21 protein-coding genes are annotated in these 19,314 nt (G+C 71.2%); 9 read left to right on the top strand and 12 right to left on the bottom strand.

Going from position 1 to position 19,314, the window contains the following annotated elements:
* Positions 1-74 precede the first annotated feature (74 nt).
* The 7 genes from H1226_RS20945 (at position 75) to H1226_RS20915 (ending at position 5,736) form a co-directional block, all read left to right on the top strand.
* Positions 75-656: a hypothetical protein gene (locus H1226_RS20945; RefSeq protein WP_258342176.1), complete on the top strand. Its 582-nt coding sequence runs from the start codon at positions 75-77 to the stop codon at positions 654-656.
* A gap of 1 nt (position 657) precedes the next feature.
* Complete coding sequence (locus H1226_RS20940) at positions 658-1,743, top strand: C40 family peptidase (RefSeq protein WP_258342175.1); 1,086 nt, start codon at positions 658-660, stop codon at positions 1,741-1,743.
* A 237-nt stretch (positions 1,744-1,980) separates the two neighbouring features.
* Positions 1,981-2,454: a hypothetical protein gene (locus H1226_RS20935; protein ID WP_224956168.1), complete on the top strand. Its 474-nt coding sequence runs from the start codon at positions 1,981-1,983 to the stop codon at positions 2,452-2,454.
* Between the two features lie 143 nt (positions 2,455-2,597).
* Positions 2,598-2,783 carry a hypothetical protein gene (locus H1226_RS20930; RefSeq protein ID WP_224956169.1) on the top strand — a complete coding sequence of 62 codons (186 nt, stop codon included), beginning with the start codon at positions 2,598-2,600 and terminating at the stop codon, positions 2,781-2,783.
* 6 nt (positions 2,784-2,789) lie between these two features.
* Positions 2,790-4,271 (top strand): RNB domain-containing ribonuclease, encoded by a 1,482-nt coding sequence (locus tag H1226_RS20925; RefSeq protein ID WP_258342174.1) that lies wholly within the window; start codon positions 2,790-2,792, stop codon positions 4,269-4,271.
* Positions 4,272-4,621: 350 nt separating this feature from the next.
* Complete coding sequence (gene npdG, locus H1226_RS20920; RefSeq protein WP_258342173.1) at positions 4,622-5,287, top strand: NADPH-dependent F420 reductase; 666 nt, start codon at positions 4,622-4,624, stop codon at positions 5,285-5,287.
* Between the two features lie 44 nt (positions 5,288-5,331).
* Positions 5,332-5,736, top strand: coding sequence for a DUF4326 domain-containing protein (locus tag H1226_RS20915; RefSeq protein WP_258342172.1), 405 nt, complete (start codon positions 5,332-5,334; stop codon positions 5,734-5,736).
* Positions 5,737-6,069: 333 nt separating this feature from the next.
* Here H1226_RS20915 and panB read toward each other — a convergent pair whose 3' ends face one another.
* Positions 6,070-6,930 (bottom strand): 3-methyl-2-oxobutanoate hydroxymethyltransferase, encoded by an 861-nt coding sequence (panB, locus tag H1226_RS20910; RefSeq protein ID WP_258342171.1) that lies wholly within the window; start codon positions 6,928-6,930, stop codon positions 6,070-6,072.
* A 414-nt stretch (positions 6,931-7,344) separates the two neighbouring features.
* On the opposite strand from panB, the gene H1226_RS20905 reads away from it, so the two are divergent.
* Entirely contained in the window at positions 7,345-8,559 is a 1,215-nt protein-coding gene (locus H1226_RS20905; protein ID WP_224956174.1) for a cytochrome P450, read from the top strand.
* 302 nt (positions 8,560-8,861) lie between these two features.
* Here the strand turns inward: H1226_RS20905 and H1226_RS20900 are convergent, their stop codons facing one another.
* From H1226_RS20900 to H1226_RS20855, 10 genes are all read right to left on the bottom strand, one after another.
* Positions 8,862-10,124 carry a cytochrome P450 gene (locus tag H1226_RS20900; protein WP_373689973.1) on the bottom strand — a complete coding sequence of 421 codons (1,263 nt, stop codon included), beginning with the start codon at positions 10,122-10,124 and terminating at the stop codon, positions 8,862-8,864.
* 217 nt (positions 10,125-10,341) lie between these two features.
* Positions 10,342-11,598, bottom strand: coding sequence for a cytochrome P450 (locus tag H1226_RS20895; RefSeq protein ID WP_258342170.1), 1,257 nt, complete (start codon positions 11,596-11,598; stop codon positions 10,342-10,344).
* Positions 11,595-12,203 carry a GTP-binding protein gene (locus tag H1226_RS20890; RefSeq protein WP_224956176.1) on the bottom strand — a complete coding sequence of 203 codons (609 nt, stop codon included), beginning with the start codon at positions 12,201-12,203 and terminating at the stop codon, positions 11,595-11,597. The genes H1226_RS20895 and H1226_RS20890 overlap by 4 nt, the downstream gene beginning before the upstream one ends.
* Entirely contained in the window at positions 12,184-12,552 is a 369-nt protein-coding gene (locus H1226_RS20885) for a DUF742 domain-containing protein (protein WP_224967311.1), read from the bottom strand. The genes H1226_RS20890 and H1226_RS20885 overlap by 20 nt, the downstream gene beginning before the upstream one ends.
* On the bottom strand, positions 12,549-13,007 hold the full coding sequence (locus tag H1226_RS20880) for a roadblock/LC7 domain-containing protein (protein WP_373689972.1): 459 nt from the start codon (positions 13,005-13,007) through the stop codon (positions 12,549-12,551). Before H1226_RS20880 ends, H1226_RS20885 begins: the two co-directional genes overlap by 4 nt.
* 23 nt (positions 13,008-13,030) lie before the next feature.
* Positions 13,031-14,485 (bottom strand): sensor histidine kinase, encoded by a 1,455-nt coding sequence (locus H1226_RS20875; RefSeq protein ID WP_224967310.1) that lies wholly within the window; start codon positions 14,483-14,485, stop codon positions 13,031-13,033.
* A gap of 304 nt (positions 14,486-14,789) precedes the next feature.
* Positions 14,790-15,614: a transporter substrate-binding domain-containing protein gene (locus H1226_RS20870; protein ID WP_258342169.1), complete on the bottom strand. Its 825-nt coding sequence runs from the start codon at positions 15,612-15,614 to the stop codon at positions 14,790-14,792.
* 144 nt (positions 15,615-15,758) lie between these two features.
* Positions 15,759-15,944: a DUF397 domain-containing protein gene (locus tag H1226_RS20865; protein WP_258342168.1), complete on the bottom strand. Its 186-nt coding sequence runs from the start codon at positions 15,942-15,944 to the stop codon at positions 15,759-15,761.
* Entirely contained in the window at positions 15,941-16,129 is a 189-nt protein-coding gene (locus H1226_RS20860) for a DUF397 domain-containing protein (protein ID WP_258342167.1), read from the bottom strand. The genes H1226_RS20865 and H1226_RS20860 overlap by 4 nt, the downstream gene beginning before the upstream one ends.
* On the bottom strand, positions 16,119-16,994 hold the full coding sequence (locus tag H1226_RS20855; protein ID WP_258342166.1) for a helix-turn-helix domain-containing protein: 876 nt from the start codon (positions 16,992-16,994) through the stop codon (positions 16,119-16,121). Before H1226_RS20855 ends, H1226_RS20860 begins: the two co-directional genes overlap by 11 nt.
* Positions 16,995-17,129: 135 nt before the next feature.
* Between H1226_RS20855 and H1226_RS20850 the strand changes: the two genes are divergently transcribed.
* On the top strand, positions 17,130-17,540 hold the full coding sequence (locus H1226_RS20850) for a hypothetical protein (protein ID WP_258342165.1): 411 nt from the start codon (positions 17,130-17,132) through the stop codon (positions 17,538-17,540).
* Here the strand turns inward: H1226_RS20850 and H1226_RS20845 are convergent.
* On the bottom strand, positions 17,509-19,254 hold the full coding sequence (locus tag H1226_RS20845; RefSeq protein WP_258342164.1) for an NAD+ synthase: 1,746 nt from the start codon (positions 19,252-19,254) through the stop codon (positions 17,509-17,511). The genes H1226_RS20850 and H1226_RS20845 overlap by 32 nt on opposite strands.
* Between the last annotated feature and the right edge of the window lie 60 nt (positions 19,255-19,314).

Here is a 19,314-nt window from a genome sequence, read left to right as displayed (position 1 = left end):
GCGACCGGTGATTCGACAGCTGCAGCGGGCCGGGCGGGCGCGATCCCGACCGGCCGGGTGAAGGGGAACGGGCCATGCCGATCCGGACGCATCGGGGACGCGCCGCGGTCTACCGGAGGCTGTGGGGCTGGCCGCTGCGCTCGCCGAAGCACCTGGTGACCGCGGTGATCGTGCTGGCGGCCGCGGCCACCACCATCGGGATCATGCTGCCGGAGCCGCCGCCCTCGCGGAGCTACCGCGACCAGTCGGGCACCACCGAGCAGCACCAGGCGGTCCCGGCGCCGGCGAGCCCGACTCCCGCGCCGCCGACGATCTCGGTGCCGAACACGCCACCCGCCCCGGCACCGGCCGACCCGGCCGGGTTGCACGTGGTGGAGGCGTGGGGCGCCAAGTGGGCCACCCACCCGCCGGGCACCCCCGCCGGGAAGTGGGTGGAGTCGCTGCGGCCCTACACGACCGACGAGTTCATCACGGTGATGACCTCGGTGGACCCGGCGAACGTGCCGTCCACCCGGATCACCGGGCCGGCGGTCCCGCTGAGCTCCACCGCCAATTCGATCGCGGCCCGGCTGCCCACCGATGCCGGGGACATCGAGGTCGACGTGATGAGAACCGAGCAGGGATGGCGCGTCTCCGGCTACAACAAGGTGAGCTGACATGCGGAAACTCTTGGTCGCGGTCGTGGTGTTGTCCGGCTTCGCCGGACTGGTCGGGCTGGGCGCGTTCGTGGTCGTGCTCTCCGGCATGCAGGGCGGGCAGAGCTGGTCGGAGTGCAGCTCGGGCCTCGGCCCGTCCGGGGACGGCGCGGGCCGCGGGGAGCGGGACGCGGGCAGCCTCGACCAGGAGTCGGTGCTGATCGCCAAGGAGATCATCAAGATCGGCCAGCAGCGGAAGCTGCCGCCGCGGGCGTGGCAGATCGCCATCCAGGCGGGCAAGACCGAGTCGAACCTGTCGAACCTGACCTACGGCGACCGGGACTCGCTGGGCATCTTCCAGATGCGGCCGTCGATGGGCTGGGGCAGCGTCGCGCAGGTCACCAACGTCGAGTACCAGATCAACAAGTTCTACGACGTGCTGCTGAACATCCCCGGCTGGGAGCAGCTGCAGCCGGGCACCGCCGCGCAGCGCGTGGAGCGCTCCGCCTACCCGCTGCGCTACCACGAGTGGGAGCCGCTGGCGGCGCACCTGGTCAGCGTCGAGGGCAACGTGTCCGGGTTCAGCGGCTGCGAGAACCTGCCCGCGGCCGGGGTGCTGGCCACGAAGGCCATCAGCTTCGCCGACCAGCAGATCGGCAAGCCGTACGTGTGGGGCGCGGCGGGGCCGGACTCGTTCGACTGCTCCGGGTTGACGCAGATGGCCTGGAAGGAGTCCGGGGTGACCATCCCGAAGTACTCCCGGTCGCAGTACGCCGAGGGCGGCGCGCACGTCCCGCTGAACCAGGCCCAGCCCGGCGACCTCGTGTTCTGGGGTGCGGGCCGGGAGCCGGGGGCGATCCACCACGTGGCGCTGTACCTCGGCGACAACGAGGTGCTGCACGCGCCGCAGCCCGGCGAGTCGGTGGAGCGCACCGAGCTGTGGGACGGCGGCGAGCTGCTGCCGATGGTGGTGCGCCCCGCCGCGGACGAGCCCGCCCCGGCCGCGCAGCCCACCGTGCAGCCCGCTCCGGGCGGCGAGCAGCCGGGCGTCCCGGAGACCGGACCCGGCGGACGCCCGGGGGAGACCCCGGTGCGGCAGCCGGTGTAGCCGGTCCGGGAGCGTCCGGGCCGGCACGCGCGGTGACGGGAGGATCGCGCTGCGACACGATCTCCGGTGGACCGTCGGACCGCTGATCGCGGCGGTCCGCTGTGGCAATCTTGGTCTCGGGCCGTTCGCCGGCCCGGCCTGGCGGCGCGCGGGTCCGCGGCCCGCCCCGCCGCGTGCGCGGGACGACCACCGCCGAGCGGTGCGAGTCCCGCGGTGTGTCCTACTCCGGGAGGAAGCATGTTCACCCCAGACCCCATTCCGAGGCGTTCGGCACCTCCGGCGTCGAGCACGCCGCTGGGCGACTACCTCTCCCGCGCCGGGCACGGGGTCGACGCCGGGTACGCGGTGCTGCCGCGCTCGCTGGCGGAATCGATGCCGCTGCCCTGGCAGCAGCACATGCGCCACCTGCTCGCCGAGTTCCACCAGGCCTTCGGGCACCTGCAGTGGCCGGTGTACCGGGTGGTGCCGTCCCGGTACGAGCGGCTGGTGGACCTCGACGACGACCAGCTCGCCGAGGTCGGCTGCACCGTGGAGGTCGGCGACAGCGGCGAGCTGGAGTACCGGATGCGCGACGGCCGCCGCATCGAGAACCCGGAGAGCCAGCAGGTGCTGGTGTCCTGCCTGGACCCGATACCGCAGCGCACGAACCCGGCCGGGCACCACCCGGGTCCCCCGCCCGCACCGGGCGCCCCGCCGCCTCCTGCGTGGTGACCGGGTCCGCCCGCCCCGCGTGGTGATCGGGCCGGGCGCGCCACCGCCGCCCGCGTGGTGACCGGGCCGGGTGCGTGGTGACCGGATCGGGTGCGCCGTCCGGAGGCGTGACACGGAGCGGTTCCGCGTGCGAGGCTCGACGCATGGCCCGGGATGGTTGGTACTTCTGCCTGAAGCATCAGCAGGTCGAGCCCGCCGCGGGATGCCGCGCCGCCGACCGGCTGGGGCCCTACGCGGATCGCGCCGCGGCCGAGCACGCGCTGGAGCTGGCGAAGGAGCGCACCGAGGCCGCCGACGAAGCCGATCGCCGCTGGTCCGAGGGGGACTGAGCTCCGATGGCTACGGCGGCGCGGGCACCACGGGGTGGTACCGATGCCGTCGCAGCCCCCGATCTCGGGGCCGGCCGCACCCCGCGGCCGCGCCGCTCCGCCGACGGGTGCGATTTCGCCGCCGTCCGCGCTGACTTCGGGCTCCCCGCCGAGTTCCCCACCGCCGCGCTGGGCGAGGTGGAGCAGAACGTCGCGCAACCCGTGTTCGAGGCCGACCGGGTCGACGCCACCGAGCTCCCGCTGGTCACGGTGGACCCGGTGGGCGCGAAAGACCTGGACCAGGCGGTGCTGCTGGCCCGCCGCGGCACCGGGTTCCGCGTGCAGTACGCGATCGCCGACGTGGCCGCCTTCGTCCGCCCCGGCGGGGCGCTGGACGCGGAGGTGCGCCGCCGGGGCCAGACGCTGTACCTGCCGGACGGGAACGTGCCGCTGCACCCGACGCTGTTGTCGGAGGGCGCGGCGAGCCTGCTGCCGGACCAGGTGCGCCCGGCGGTGCTGTGGACGATCGACCTGGATTCCGACGGGGTGGTGACCTCGGCCCTGGTGCGGCGGGCGTGGGTGCGTTCCGCCGCGCAGCTGGACTACGAGGCGGTGCAGCGTTCGCTGCGGGCCGGGGCCGCGCACCCGGCGATCGAACTCCTGCCGGTGGTGGGCCGGTTGCGGCGTGAGCAGGCGGTGCGCCGCGGTGCCATCGAACTGGGCCTGCCGGAGCAGCAGGTGGAGTCGGACGGCGCGGGCGGCTGGCGGGTCGCGCTGCGGCCGCGGCTGGTGGTGGAGGAGTGGAACGCGGAGATCTCCCTGCTCACCGGCATGTGCGCGGCCGAGATGATGCTGGACGCCGGGATCGGGATCCTGCGCACGGTGCCGGACCCGGAGCCGCCGACGGTGTCGGCGCTGCGCCGGTCCGCGGCCCGGCTGGGCGTGGAGTGGCCGGAGGACCTGCCGCCCGCGGAGGCGCTGGCCGGGCTGGATCCGGTGCGGCCGGAGGCGCTGGCGGTGCACGTGGCGGCGACGCGGCTGCTGCGGGGCGCCGGCTACACGTCGTTCGATTCGGGCCCGCCGCCGAAGCCGCGGCACGCGGGGATCGGCGCGGCCTACGCGCACGTGACGGCGCCGCTGCGGCGGCTGGTGGACCGCTACGGTGCCGAGGTGTGCCTGGCGGTGAGCTCGGGTTCGCCGGTGCCGGAGTGGGTGCGGCAGGCGCTGCCCGCGCTGCCGTCCGCGATGGGCTCGTCGGACCGGGTGGCGACGCAGGTGGAACGGGCGTGCCTCGCGCAGGCGCAGGCGTGGTCGCTGGCCGGCGAGGTGGGCTCGGTGTTCCCGGCGACGGTGCTGCGGACCGGTTCCGGCGACGGCGAGGTGTTCATCGCCGAGCCGCCGGTGATCGCGCGTTGCGCGGGGGACGACCTCGTCGAGGGCCAGCGCATCCGAGTCCGCCTCACCCGGGCCGATCCGCACCGCCGCGAGGTCACCTTCACCACCGCCTGATCCCCGTTCAGCGCCCCGCAGGTGAACGCCCCACCCACCCGACCTCCGTGCCCCCCTCTTCCCAGGTGAGTGGCCCGCTCGCCCAGTGTCCATGGCCCAATGGCTCACTCACCTGCCACTACCTCCAGGTGAGTGGCCCGTTCGCCCGCTGTCGTTGGGCGGCTGGGCCGTTCACCTGGTGAGGGGAGTTCGAGGACGGCTTCCTAGGGGTAGTGCGAACGGGTGATTTCCCGTTCGAGAGGGTGGGCGCGTTCAGTGGGCATGAGCACAGCGGGCCCGTCTAGCGCCGGGTCCGCCGGATGCGGATCGTGGAAGGGCAGCGTCGCAAGGTGACAACGAGGAGGCCCGTCGTGGCTGAGGTGCGCGAGATGACCGTCGGTGTGCTCGGAGGCACCGGCGCGCAGGGCAGGGGGCTGGCGATCCGGTGGGCCGCGGCGGGCCTGCGCGTGGTGATCGGCTCGCGCAAGGCCGAGCGAGCCCAGGACGCCGCCCGCGAGATCGCCGAGATCTCCGGCGGGCAGGTCAGCGGTGAGGACAACGCGGCCTGCGCGGCGGCGGCCGACCTGGTGCTGGCCGCGCTGCCGTGGGACGCGCACGCCGACACGTTGGCGGCGCTGCGCGAACCGCTCGCCGGCAAGATCGTCGTGGACTGCGTGAATCCGCTCGGCTTCGACAAGCAGGGGCCGTTCGCGCTGGACGTGCCGGAGGGCAGCGCCGCCCAGCAAGCCGCCGCGCTGCTGCCGGATTCGCGGGTGACCGCCGCGTTCCACCACGTCTCGGCGGTGACGCTGGCAGACCTGTCGGTGGACCACGTCGACCTCGACGTGCTGGTGCTCGGCGACGACCGCGAGGCCACCGACGTGGTGCGCGGGCTCGCCGACGTGATCCCCGGGGTGCGCGGTCTCTTCGGCGGCCGGTTGCGCAACGCCCACCAGGTGGAGGCGCTGACCGCGAACCTCATCGCGATCAACCGGCGCTACAAGGCCCACGCCGGGATCCGCATCACCGACGTGTGAGCGGCCGGACGTGCGGAAACCCGGGCGCCAGGGGGTGAGCGGCGATGTCGAAACTGCCTGCCCAGCTGCCCCAGGAGGCGGCGAAGTGGACCGATGACGAGCGGGAGCGCGCGAGCCAGCTGCTCGACGGCCGCGCCACCGTGGTCAACGTCCGCAAGAACGGGCCGCACCGGCACCTGCTGCCGTGGCTGGAACGGGAGGGCCTGCTGACCTACGTGGGTCATTCCGGGCCGCGCCATTCGTGGCCCGCCTCGGACTTCGCGAGCCCGTTCGTCAAGGAGGCGAAGCAGGACCGGGCGGCGATGGTGCAGCACTACGAGCAGTGGCTCGACGAGCAGCCGGAGCTGCTGCGGCGGTTGCGGCGGGGCGAGCTCAACGGGCGCGCGCTGGGGTGCTGGTGCGCACCGGAGCAGTGCCACGCCGACGTCCTGGCCCACCGCGCGCATTGAGCGAACGGACCGTTCGTCCAACGGAGCTGGACGAACGGTCCGTTCACCCTTGCAACAGGTTCGTGCACGACCGGTCGGCGTGAAGACGTGGGTGAACGGACCGTCTGTCCGATAGAGCTGGACGAACGGTCCGTTCACCCGGAAAAGAAGTTCGTGCACGACGGGTTTCCGGGCCCGTGCGGGGTGAACGGACCGTCTGTCCGATAGAACTGGACGAACGGTCCGTTCACTCGCCCAAGAAGTTCGTGCACGTCCGGTCGTGCGCCCGTGGTGGTGAACGGACCGTTCGTCCGATAGAGCTGGACGAACGGTCCGTTCACTCCCACCGCGGGGTCAGTTGAAGGAGTGCTCCGCCGCCGGGAACGACCCGCCGCGGACCTCGTCGGCGAAGCGGCTCGCCGCGTCGGCGAGGGTGCCGCCGAGGTCGGCGTACCGCTTGACGAAGCGCGCGGTGCGCCCGGTGTTCATCCCGGCCATGTCGGTCCACACCAGCACTTGCGCATCGGTGTCCGGCCCGGCGCCGATGCCGATGGTGGGGATGTCGAGTTCGGCGGTGACCTGCTTGGCGGCGTCGGCGGACACCATTTCGAGGACGACGGCGAACGCGCCGGCCTCCTGCAGCACGCGGGCGTCGGCGAGCAGTTCGGCGGCTCGGTCGCCGCGTCCCTGCACCCGGTAGCCGCCGAGGCCGTGCTCGCTCTGCGGCGTGAAGCCGATGTGCCCCATGACGGGGATGCCCGCGGAGACGAGCGCCTCGACCTGGGCCGCGTAGCGCTTGCCGCCTTCGAGCTTGATGGCGTGGGCGCGGCCTTCCTTCATGAAGCGGGCCGCGGTGCCGAGCGCCTGCTCGGGCGAGGCCTGGTAGGAGCCGAACGGCAGGTCGGCGACGACGAGGGCGTGTTCGGCGGCGCCGGTGACGGCGCGGACCAGCGGCAGCAGTTCGTCGACGGTCACCGGTAGCGAGGACTCGTAGCCGTAGACGTTGTTGGCCGCCGAGTCGCCGACCAGGAGCACGGGGATCCCGGCCTGGTCGAAGATCCGCGCGGTGTACATGTCGTAGGAGGTGAGCATCGGCCAGTTCTCGCCGCGCTCCTTGAGTTGTTGCAGGTGGTGGATGCGGACGCGGCGCCGGGCCGGGGTGCTCCCGTACGGGGCGGCTGTCTCGCCTTGGGCGGGCTGCGGTGCAGCAGTCATCTTCGACCGTCCTTCTTCCTCAAGGCCCGCGCTGCGGGTCCCTGGGCGTTCTGCGACGTCTTGCGTTCGCCAGGGTCGCACGCGCGGGGGTGCGGGGAGGAGGGCCGGACGATGCACGTCACAGCCGCGACCGGCAGCGATGAGCATCGTTGCAGCCGTTGTTTGCAACAGATCGCTCGTCCAACGCGGAACCAGCGGTGCGGCCGGGTGGCGAACGGTTGTGTGCATCGATGCACTCGCGTTGCGCTCGGCGGATCAGGTGGTGGCAACCGAACGCAGCAGGCAGCGGGATCGACGCCCACCTTCGGCCCAGTGCGTTGCGCTCTCCGGGTCAAGTCAAGATCATCTACTGGACCTGTTCCGGTCCTGCTGCCTAGCCTGATCGGGTTTGCAATGCATCACAGAGGGAGCAGCATGACCGCGGCAGAAAAAGCTCCAGACATCCTGTCCCCGGATTTCGCCCGGGACCCCAACCCGTCGTACCAGGTGCTGCGAGATGACTTCCCGCTGCTGTGGCACGAACCGACCCAGAGCTACATCATCTCCCGCTACGCGGACGTGAAGCGGGCCTTCCGGGAGCCGGTGTTCACCACTCAGAACTACGACTGGCAGCTGGAACCGGTGCACGGGCGCACCATCCTCCAGCTGGACGGCCGGGAGCACGCGGTGCGCCGCGCGCTGGTGGCACCGGCGTTCCGGGGCAGCGAGCTGCAGGAGAAGTTCCTGCCGGTGATCCAGCGCAATTCGCGCGCGCTGATCGACGAGTTCCGCGGCACCGGCCGGGTCGACCTGGTCGCGGACTACGCGACGAAGTTCCCGATCAACGTGATCGCCGACATGCTGGGCCTGGCCGAGCAGGACCGGGGCCGCTTCCAGGGCTGGTACACGTCGATCATCGCGTTCCTGGGGAACCTGAGCCAGGACCCGGACGTGATCGAGTCGGGCATGCGGACCCGCGAGGAGTTCGCCGAGTACATGATCCCGGTGATCCAGGAGCGCCGGGAGAACCTGGGCGACGACCTGCTCTCCACGCTGTGCACCGCCGAGATCGACGGCACGAAGATGAGCGACGAGGACATCAAGGCGTTCTGCAGCCTGCTGCTCGCCGCGGGCGGCGAGACCACGGACAAGGCGATCGCCGCGATGTTCCTGAACCTGCTGCGGCACCCCGAGCAGCTGGCGGCCGTGCGGGAGAACCGCGAGCTGGTCCCGCAGGCGTTCGCCGAGACGCTGCGCTACTCCCCGCCGGTGCACATGATCATGCGGCAGCCCGCGGAGGACGTGGAGCTCAGCGGCGGGGTGGTGCCGAAGGGCAGCACGCTCACCTGCTTGATCGGCGCGGCGAACCGGGACGAGGAGCACTACGCGAACCCGGAGCGCTTCGACGTGTTCCGCGAGGACCTGCCCGCCCGCACCGCGTTCACCGCCGCCGCCGACCACCTGTCCTTCGCCCTGGGCAGGCACTTCTGCGTGGGGGCGCTGCTGGCGAAGTCGGAGATCGAGATCGGCATCAACGACCTGCTGGACGCGATGCCGGACGCGCGGCTGGCCCCGGGTTTCGACCCGCCGGAGCAGGGCGTGTTCACCCGCGGCCCCGAGTCGGTCCCCGTCGTCTTCACGCCCGCCTGAGCCCGGCCCGCAGCCGAACGGCCCACCCACCCGAACCGCTCGGGCCGATGGGCCGTTCACCTGCCGGCACGGGCACATCGAACCGGACACCGTCGTACCTGTTCCTCGTCCCCGTCAGCGGCGAAGCCGCTGAGCAGCGACCACCCGAGCAACAGGACCACCCGCGGGTTCTCAGCGGGATTCTCGCGAGGACAGCTTTTTCCCTCGTGGCGGAGCCACTTGGGAAAAAGATCCCGCAGCGAGAATCCCGCTGAGGTTCCGCCACCCGACCGCTACGCAGCAGATGGTCGAGGAACGGTCGGTCAGGCGCTGACCGTGTAGCTGGGGCTGAATTGGACTGGCAGGGCCTGCAGCCCCCGCATCCACACCGACGGCAGCCACACCAGCGCGTCCGGGTTGGCGGCCAGCACCACGTCCGGCAGCCGGTCCAGCAGCACCTCGATGGCGATCCGCGAGATCACCGCGCCGATCTCCGGCCCCGGGTGCGGGCAGCCGTGCTCGCCGTGCCCGAAGGACATGTGCGCGTTGTTGCCGATGGAGTCGGAGTAGGCGTCCGGCCGCACCTGCGGGTCGGTGTTGGCGGCGGCGAAGCCGAGCACCAGCATGTCCCCGGTGTGGATGCGCTGACCGCCGAGCTCGGTCTCCCGGGAGGCGAAGCGGCCGATGAAGTTCTGGGTGGGCGTGTCCTCCCAGAGCACTTCGTTGAGCGCCTGCCCGACCGACCGCCTGCCCCCGGAGAGGGTGACCGCGAACCGCTCGTCGGTGAGCATCAGCCGGATGGCGTTGCCGATCCAGTAGGCGACGGGCTGCTGCGCGGCGGTGAGCACCACCAGCAGGTCCTGCAGGATCTCCTCCTCGGTCATCCCCGCCGGGTGCACCAGCAGCCGGGACGGCAGGTCGGCGCCGGGCTCGTCCTTCTTGCGCTGCACCAGCCGCTGCATCCGGTCCTGGATGCGCTGGTAGGCGCCGACGCCGTCGTCGCTGGCGACGGTGTCGGTGAGGTCCTGCATGAGCGCCCCGGCCTCGTCGTCGCCGAGGCCGAAGAGGCGGGCCATCACGCGCAGCGGCATCGGGTGCGCGAACTGCGCCATCAGGTCCGCTTCGCCACCGCCGGCGAAGCCGTCGATGAGCTCGTCGGCGATCTGCTCGCAGATGTTGCGCAGCTCGAACTGGTCGACGGCTTCGAGGCATTCGCCGATGGCGCCGGTGCGGCGGCGGTGCTCGTCGCCTTCGGTGAACATCAGCGAGGGCTGGTAGCCGACGAACGCCATCAGCCCCCAGTTCTCCGGCACCTTGTCCCAGGCGTTCCAGCGGCGGGTGTCGCGGGCGAACAGCTCGGGGTTGTTCTCCACCTGGTGGATCTCGCGGTAGCCGAGCACGAGCCAGGCGGGCACGTCCCCTTCGAGGCGCACCGGCGCGACGGGCCCGTAGTCGTTGCGCATCTGCCGGTACAGCTGCGACGGGTTCTGCTGGAACCGGGGTCCGTGCAGGGCGATGGGCTCCCGGCCGACCGGGCAGCCGCTCGGGCTCGGGTCGGTCGTGGGCCAGATGTCTGGGTCGGTCATGGGGATGAAGCTCCCGGGTTTCCGTTCGGACAGGGAGTGGCCTGATCTCCGGTGCACGAGCGGGCCTGGTCCGGCCCGGTCGAGGTCGGATCACCGGATGTCGTCAGGTGACGTCGGCCCGGCTCGCGCGGCGAGCGGCCGTTGCCGACGACGGGTGACGGCATCCTCGGTCTTGCCGCGACCGGTGGACGTCGGCCGGTCCACCGGGCGCGCCGGTTCAGGCGCCGACGACGTAGCTCGGGCTGAACCGCACGGGCAGCGCGGTGAGTCCCCGCATCCACACCGAGGGGATCCACCGGAGCTCGCCGGGCGGCACCGCGAGCCGGATGTCGGGCAGCCGGTCCAGCAGCACTTCGATGCCGGCGCGGGCGATCGTCTCGGCGACCTCCGGTGCCGGGTGGGGGCAGCCGCGGTCTCCGATGCCGAAGGACAGGAACGCGTTGTTGCCGACGGAGTCGGCGTAGGAGCCGGGCCGGATCCGCGGGTCGGTGTTGCCCGCGGCCAGTCCCAGCACCAGCATGTCCCCGGCCCGGATGAGCCTGCCGCCGAGCTGGACGTCCTGGGTGGCGTAGCGCCCGATGTAGTTCTGGGTGGGGGTCTCCTCCCAGAGCACTTCGTTGAGCGCCTGCCCGACCGACCGCCTGCCCCCGGCGAGGCCGATCGCGAACCGCTCGTCGGTGAGCATCAACCGCATCGTGTTGCCGATCCAGTGCGCCACCGTCAGGTGCCCGGCGGTCATCGTGATCAGCATGTCGTAGGCGATCTGCTCGTCGGTGACGCGGTCCTGGTGCCGCAGCATCCGGCTGGTGAGGTCGGGCCCGGGGTTCTCCCGCTTGGCCGCGACCATCGAGTGCATCCGCCGCACGATGCGGTCCAGCGCGGCGGTGCTGTCCCCGCCGCCGATGGAGCCGGTCATGTCGTGGACCAGGCCCTCGGTCTGCTCCGGCGCCACCCCGCACACCTGGGCCAGCACGTACAGCGGCAGCGCGTCGGCGTACTGCGCGATCAGCTCGGCTTCGCCGCCGGTGGCGAAGCCGTCGATGAGCCGGTCGGCGTGCTGCTCGCAGTGCGCCTGCAGCTCGAACTGGTCGTACCCGCCCAGCACGTCGGCGAAGATCTCGACCCTGGTGCGGTACTCGTCGCCTTCGGTGAAGCCCATGGAGGGCTGGGCCGCGACGTACGGCAGCAGCGACCAGCCCTCCGGAACCCGGTCCCAGTGCCGCCAGCGGTGCGGCGCGCGGGCGAACACCCGCGGATCACCGCACACCTCGTTGATCTCGCGGTAGTCGCCGACGAACCAGGCGGGCACCCCGCCTTCCAGCTCGATGGGCACGACCGGGCCGTGCTCGGCGCGCATGCGCCGGTACAGCCCGGCCGGGTCCTCGGTGAACTGCGGCCCGTGCAGCGCGACGGTGCCGTCGTGCCGCACGGGGCAGCCCGGCCGGTCGGCGGTACCGGGGTCGGCCGGTCTCATGGTCTCGCCCCCGCGGGCGCGGTGGCCAGCGCGTAGAGGTGGTTGACGAGTTCGATGAGCACGTTCTTGCTGGACGTCCGGTCCCGCGCGTCGCAGTCGATCAGCGGGATGTGCGCGGGCAGCGACAGCGCGTCGCGCACCGCTTCGAGGTCGTGGTCCTGCTCCCCGAAGTTGTTGCGCGCCACGATGAACGGCATGCCGTGGTGCTCCAGCCGGTCGATCGCGTACCAGGAGTCCTCCAGGCGCCGGGTGTCGACGAGCACGACCGCGCCGAGCGTCCCGGAGAACAACCGGTCCCAGAGGAACCAGAACCGCTGCTGCCCGGGGGCGCCGAACAGGTACAGCACCCGCTCGGCGTCCAGGCTGATGCGGCCGAAGTCGAACGCGACCGTGGTGGTGGTCTTGTCCCGCACCGCGGTCGAGTCGTCGATGCCCAGGCTCGCCTGGGTCATGGTCTCCTCGGTGCTCAGCGGACGGATCTCGCTGACCGAGCGGACCATGGTCGTCTTGCCGACCCCGAAGCCGCCGACGATGACGATCTTGAGCCCGTCGCTGGCGGTGCTGCGCAGCGGCCGGCTCGTGGGGTCAGAGCTTGTGGAGTCCAACGAGAACCTGCTTCAAGATGTCGGGGTCGGGGAGTTGCGCCTGCTTGCGGCCGGACGGCGCGGAGGTGGGGTGGCGGGCCGTGATCCGGTTCGTGTCGAGCAGGTCGCACAGCAGGATCTTCACCACCCCGACCGGCATGCCCAGGTGGGAGGAGATCTCCACGACCGCCATCGGCTGCTTGCACATGTGCAGGATCCGGATGTGCTCGGACTGCATGCCGGGGGCCGGGTCGCACTCGCTGACGATGAGCGTGACCAGGTCCAGGGACTCTTCGTTCGCGCTGCTGCGTCCCCCGGTCACGGTGTAGAGCCGGTCCGGATCTTCGTTGTGGAGGGGCCGCCAGGTCATGACAACCCGCTCGGCTGGGCCTGGCGCGGGGGAGCGCTGAGGTAGTCGCCGATCTGCTCGACGAGCTCGTTCATGTTGTGCCCGATGACGCCCACGTCGGCTTCCTCGTCGGCGAGCACGGCGAGGTGCGCGCCTTCACCGGCTTCGACGATGAACAGCAGGCCGCCGTGGAACTCGGTCATGGACTGCCGGACGCCGCCGCTGCCGTCGCCGAACTCGACGGAGGCGCCGTAGGACAGGCTCTGGATGCCGGAGGCGATCGCGGAGAGCTGGTCGGCCTGGTCGTTGCTGAGCCCGGGGGAGTGGCAGACCTTCAGGCCGTCCTTGGACAGCACGAGGGCGTGCTTGGCGCCTGGAGTGCGTCCCAGCAGGTTCTCCAGCAACCAGTCGAGGTTGTGGTCGTTGTTCATCGAGATGTCGGGGTTCCCGGCGTGGCCGGTCGCCCCTGCCTCCATTCCTTCTTTCGTCGGCAGGTCGATCAGCGCGCGTCGTCGGACTGCGAGCCGTCGCTGGGCCGGCTCGCCTGCCGGAACGCGCCGAAGCGGGCGCCCGCGTTCGGCCGCGGCCGGGACGGGGCGGGTTTCTTGGTGGTCTCGTCCTCGGGCCCGGCCGCCAGGGACGGTGCCGCGGCCGCGAGCGTTTCGCCGCGGCGGCGCTTGGGCAGGTTCTGCACGGTCGGCTCCCGTCGGTCGGCGGTGTCGGCGGTGCGGGTGTCGGTGGCGACGTCCTGCCGCGGCAGCGTTCCGGTGGCGGTGGTGGTGCCCCCGCTGGGGACGGAGCTCAGCTGCGCGGGCCGCGGGGTGACGCCGACGCTGCGGCTCGGCAGCGTGATCTCCTCCTGCTTGCGCGGCTGGGTGATCAGCTTGCGCGGGATCATCACGACGACGCCGGTGCCACCGCGCGAGGACGGGCGGAACGAGACGGTGAGCCCGTGCTTGCGGGCGAGGCAGCCGACGACGGCGAGGCCGAGCCGGGTGCCGTTGAGCTTGGTGAGGTCCAGCGGTTCGGAGCCGACGGCGTGCACGGCGCGCTTCATCGCCGCCTCGCTCATCACCAGGCCGCCGTCCTCGATGGTGACGACGACACCGGAGTGGACCTCTTCGACGTAGACGTGCGCGAGCTCGGACGGCGGGGAGAAGCTGGTGGCGTTGTCCATCAGCTCCGCCAGCGCGTGCATCACGCCTTCGGCGGCGTAGCCGACGATGGCGATGGTGCTGGTGGAGTGCAGCCGGACCCGCTTGTAGGCGGCGATGCGGCCGACCGAGCCGCGCAGGATGCTCTCCATCTTGATCGGCTTGGTCCAGCGGCGGCCGGAGCGGGCACCGGTGAGGACCGCGATGCTGTCCGCGAGGCGGCCGGCCTGCGCGGTGGTGTGGTCGAGTTCGAGCAGGTCGCCGAGCACGGATTCGTCGTGCCGCTCCTCCATCTCGCGGAGGCTGGCGAGCATGTTCGTCGACAGCGCCTGCATCCGGCCCGCGGCGTTCGCGCACGCCAGCATGGCGGCGGCGCGGGAGCGTTCCCCGTTGCCGATCTCCTGGCCGAGGGTGCGCAGGATGCGCTGGTGGGTCGGGTTGCGCGGGTGGTCGATCTCGCTGAGCGCGGTGTCCACCGAGGACCCGGACCGCAGCCGGGTGACCAGCGCGGGGAGCGTTTCGTCGGCGAGCTTCGCGGTGGCGCCGTCGGCCTTCTCCGCGCGCGTGCGGTAGAAGTTCGCGTTCTGCATCCCCCAGCTGGCCAGGGCTAACGCGATGCTGATCAGCGCGGCCGCGATGCCGGTGCTCCAGGCGATCACCAGCCGCGCGGGTTCGGGGCTCGCCAGCGCGGCCCAGGTGCTCAGCCCAGCGGTGACGACCCCGGAGATCAGCAGTACCAGCAGGGATCGGGCCAGGTGGCGGCGCTTGGCCGCGGATTGGGTGTAGGTGGGTGCTGACATCAATCAGGTCCTCGTCGCGGTCGGTGGCTCTGGCCTGCGCACCGCGGGCCCTCGGCGGTGCGGTGGGGAGCGCAGCGCGGGTGGCGGGCCGGGTACGCCCCCGGCAACCCCTGGTCCGGCTTGCTCGGTGAAATCCCGCGGATCTCCCCTGGGCTCGCGATGCTACTCACTCTCCGGGGCGTGGAAACACCGGTAGGTGATCTCCGCTGGTGGAGTGCGTGTCCGCGCCGCGGTGCGCCTGGTCGGGGCGGGTTCGGGCCGCCACGATTCCTGCTGCGGGCCTTTTCGGTTCCGCTTCCGGGGTTCAGCCGATCCACGGTTCTGCTATCCGTTCGTACGTTCCGTCGTGCGTCCGCAGGTGCAGCCACTGGTTCACGAACTCCTGGAAGTCCACGTCGCCGCGGGGCAGCGCATAGGCCTTCTCGGCGAAGGTGAACGGCTGGTCGGGGTGCACGGCGCACAGTTCGGGGTGTTGCCTCGCCTGCCATTTGGTCTCGGAACCATCAGTGATCATGAGATCGGCTCGGCCGTTGCGGAGCTGGTCGAAAATCGTGTTGTTGTCGGGGTGCGGAACGATCTCCGCGCGGTGCAACTTCTCGCGGGCGAACTTGTCGTTGGTCCCGCCCGGGTTCACCACCACGCGTACTCCGGGCCGGTCGATCTGCTCCAGCGTCCGGAATCGCGCCGCGTTCTCGCAGCGGGTGATCGGGGTTTTGCCGTCGACCGCGTAGGGCTCGGTGAAGAACACCTCGCGGGCTCGCTCCAGGGTGATCGAGACGCCGCCGACCGCGATGTCGCACCGCTGCCGGAAGTCCTCGTTCAGCGTCGACCAGGTGGTGCCGACGAAGGTGGCGCGCACCTGCAGCGACGCAGCCAGGTCGCGCGCCATGTCGACGTCGATGCCGCTCCAGGCCCCGGCCTCGTCCCGGTAGGTGAAGGGCCGGTAGTCCCCGGTGCTGCACACCCGCAGCTCACCGCGCTCGGCGACCTCGTCCAACCTGGACCGGTCCGCAGTGGACTGATCGGTTCCCGCGCTTTCCGGTTCGCCGCCGGGAAAAGCGCAGCCGCCGCCGAGCACTCCCGTCAACGCGGCGAGCGCGGCGGCGGACGCCGTTGTTCTCCACCCCATGCAAGCCCTCCCGGCAGCTTCAGCTGTGCGGCTCGGTGACGGGGAGACTATCGGAACGACTGCGCCATTCGTCCACCATGATCGGTCCAGTGAACCGTTCACCGGTTGCTCCACTCCGCGCAACCGGTGCGTCCGGCCGCGTTCCTACCGCGGTAGCCGGGTCACGAAGTCCCGCCACACCCGGAAGTTGAAATGGAGACGACCACCGGCCGGGTCCTTGGAATCCCGGATGTCGATGCCGTGGGCGGCAATTCGAGCTTCGAGGCAGTTGTTGTTGTGCGGGCCGCTGTAGCTGCTCGTGAACCAGTCGGTGTCGCGCTCGCCGCTCATCGCTTGAGCCGGTCTAAGAATCCCCGCCACGCATCAGCGCCGAAGCTGAGGTGTCCGGCTTCTCGATCCTTGGAGTCGCGGATGTCGATGCGCCCAGCGATGATCCGCGCCTCGACGCAGCTGTTGTTATGCGGGCCGCTGTAGCTGCTCGTGAACCAACCGGACGTGGCATGGTCAGTGCTCATCGTGAAGTTCCTCCGCTCGTGCCCTGATGAAGTTCTGCGACTCCGTCGGCCCGAGAGCGACGGCCCGGAGCTGGTCGAAAGCACGGATGCAGAACTGGACATCTTCGTCATCGGTGATGTACACGCCGCCGCCCACCAAGGTTGGCTGGTGCACGATGTCCGAGGCAAGCCCGTCGAACCGGAGCAATTCCAGTGGAGCTCCGAGCAATGGATGGTCCATGATGGACAGAGGGGCTACCTGGATCACCAGGTGCGGAAGCCTCTCGGTCAGGTCGATCAGGTGCGCGAGCTGCTCGTGCAGGATCTTCGGCGAACCGATGGGGCGACGCAGCGCGGCCTCGCCGACCACGAACCACAGGTGCGGGGGACGCTCGCGGGTCAGCAGCAGTTGCCGCGTCAGGCGGAAGCTGACCCGTTCTTCGGCGTCCTCCTCGCTCGTTCCCAGTGCTTCAGCCCGGTTCACCCGCATCATCGCCCGGATGTAGTCCTCGGTCTGGAGGAGTCCTGGGATGAGTTCGCTGTCCGAGTAGTAGATCTCGGTCGCGTCCTGCTCGTGGTCGCTGAGCCTGCGGAACGCTCCGGGCAGGTTGTCGGAGTACGTCCGGCGCGGCAAGCGCTGCCGGGCGGCCTTGGCGAGCTCGGCGATCTGCGCGCGGCGTTCGTCAGGGGCGCCGTAGTGCCGCAGCAGCGCGTCGAGCTCCATCATCTTGATCGAGCGCTGCCCGCGTTCGAGCCTGCTGATCAGGCTGGTGTCGCTCTCGATCACCTCGGCGGCGTCCTTCTGGCTGAGCCCGGCGGCGGTCCGCAGATCGCGGAGTTCCGCGCCGAGCTGCCTGCGCCCGATCGTCGCGCGCGTCGATCCCATCGGTCCGTCCTTCCCGGCGAAAGCGAAAGATCACCCGTCAGAGATCTGGGTAAGTCACCTATGACACTTTACGATCGGTGATCTGATCGACACGGAGGGTGTCGATCGTTCGCAGCCTAGACCTCCCAGAAGGACGTGATCCCAGTGCGTGCCCGCTACTCGCTCATGCAGCTCACCAGCCCGGAAGAGGGACTGGACCTGCTCGTCGAGCACGACGTCGACCCGGCGTCCGGCGACGAGATCTCGCTGCTGGAAGGGCTCCAGGTGTGGGCGGTGCGCGAGCTGACCGCGCAGCGCTGCCGGTTCGGCCTCTACGTCGCCGAGTTCGGCACCTACGACGCCGACGGCGCGCAGCGCGCGTTCCTCCGCGAGCTCTCCCTGGTCTGGGGCGGCACCGAACTCCTCGCCGTGCACCTCAACCACGGCCCGACCCCGGAACTGTCCCTCGCCGCCCTCAAGGGGAACGGCCCGCCCGCCCGGCGGGAGCGGCGGGCGAGCCGTCCGCCCGGAGGGATCAGGGCCGGCTCTCCCGCCAGCGGTTGGTGATCGGCAGCCGCCGGTCCCGGCCGAACGCCTTCAGCGTGATCTTGGTGCCCGGCGGGTACTGGCGGCGCTTGTACTCCGCCCGGTCCACCATCCGGATCACCCGCTCCACCAGGTCCGCGTCGAACCCGTCCGACACCAGGTCCGAGTAGCCGCGGTCGCCCGCCACGTACCCCTCCAGCACCGCGTCCAGCACGTCGTACGGCGGCAGCGAGTCCTGGTCGGTCTGGTCCGGGCGCAGCTCCGCCGACGGCTCCTTGTTGATCGAGTTCTCCGGGATCGGCGGCACCTCGCCGCGCTTCTCCGCTTCCGCGTTGCGCCACTTCGCCAGCTCCCACACCAGCGTCTTCGGCACGTCCTTGATCGGCGCGAAACCGCCCACCGCGTCGCCGTAGATCGTGGAGTAGCCGACCGCCAGCTCCGTCTTGTTCCCCGGCGCCAGCACCAGGTGCCCGTGCTGGTTCGACAACGCCATCAACGTGACGCCCCGGCAACGGGCCTGCACGTTCTCCTCCGCCAGCCCGGTCAACCCCAGCGGGCCCACGAACGCCGAGACCATGTCCGCGACCGCGATCTCCTGGAAGTGGCAGCCCAACCGGCGTGCCAGCTCCGCCGCGTCCGACCGCGAGTGCTCCGAGGAGTACTCCGACGGCATCGCCACGCCGTGCAGCGCGTCCGGGCCCAGCGCGTCCGCCGCCAGCGCCGCGCACAGCGCCGAGTCGATGCCGCCGGAGAAGCCGAACGCCACCGAACCGAACCCGTTCTTGTGCACGTAGTCCCGCAGCCCGGTGACCAGCGCCGACCAGATCTCCGCCAGCTCCGGCAGCGGCTCGGCCGGGGGCGGCGCGGGCAGCGGCTCGTACGGCGCCAGCGGCTCCGGCTGCAGCACCGTGCGCGTCACGTCGAACGCCGGCAGCCGCAACCGGCCCTCCGGCTCCGGCACCGTCGTCGACGTGTGCCCGCCCGCGGGCAGGTCCACGTCCACCACCAGCAGGTGCTCGGTGAACTGCGGCGCGCGCGCCAGCACCTCGCCGCCGGTGCCCACCACCATCGAATCGCCGTCGAAGACCAGGTCGTCCTGCGCGCCCACCATGTTCACGTAGGCGATCGGCGCCCCCGCCTCCGCGGCCCGGCGGGCCACCAGCGGCATCCGCACGTCGTCCTTCGACCGCTCGTACGGCGAGGAGTTCACGCACACCACCAGGTCCACGCCCACCTCGCCGAGCGCCGCCACCGGGCCGCCGTTCTGCCAGATGTCCTCGCAGATCACCACGCCCACGTCCAGGCCGTGTAGCTTCACGATCGGCAGGTCGAAACCCGGGGCGAAGTAGCGGGCCTCGTCGAACACGCCGTAGTTCGGCAGGTGGTACTTGTCGTAGGTCGCCACCACCTCGCCGCCGTGCAGCAGCGACGCCGAGTTCCGCAGGCCCTCGTCATCGCGGTCCAGGTGCCCCACCACGACCAGCGCGTCCCCGCACCCGGCCTCGCGCAGGTTCACCGCCAGCGCGTCCACCGCCGCCCGGTTCGCCGCCGCGAACGACTTGCGCAGCGCCAGGTCCTCCACCGGGTAACCGGCGAGCACCGTCTCCGGGAAGGCCACCACGTGGGCGCCCTCCTGGACCGCCTTGCGCGTCCAGTCCAGGACCATCGCCTTGTTCCCGGCGATGTCCCCGACCGTCGCGTTGACCTGGGCTAGAGCGAGACGCAACTGCGGCATGAACGTCATCTTCGCGCACCCGCCGGAAGAAGACCCACCGCCCGTGACCAACCCGACTCC

The organism is Saccharopolyspora gregorii, assembly GCF_024734405.1.
Classification (GTDB): domain Bacteria; phylum Actinomycetota; class Actinomycetes; order Mycobacteriales; family Pseudonocardiaceae; genus Saccharopolyspora_C; species Saccharopolyspora_C gregorii.
This window is presented reverse-complemented; position numbering and strand designations above follow the sequence as displayed.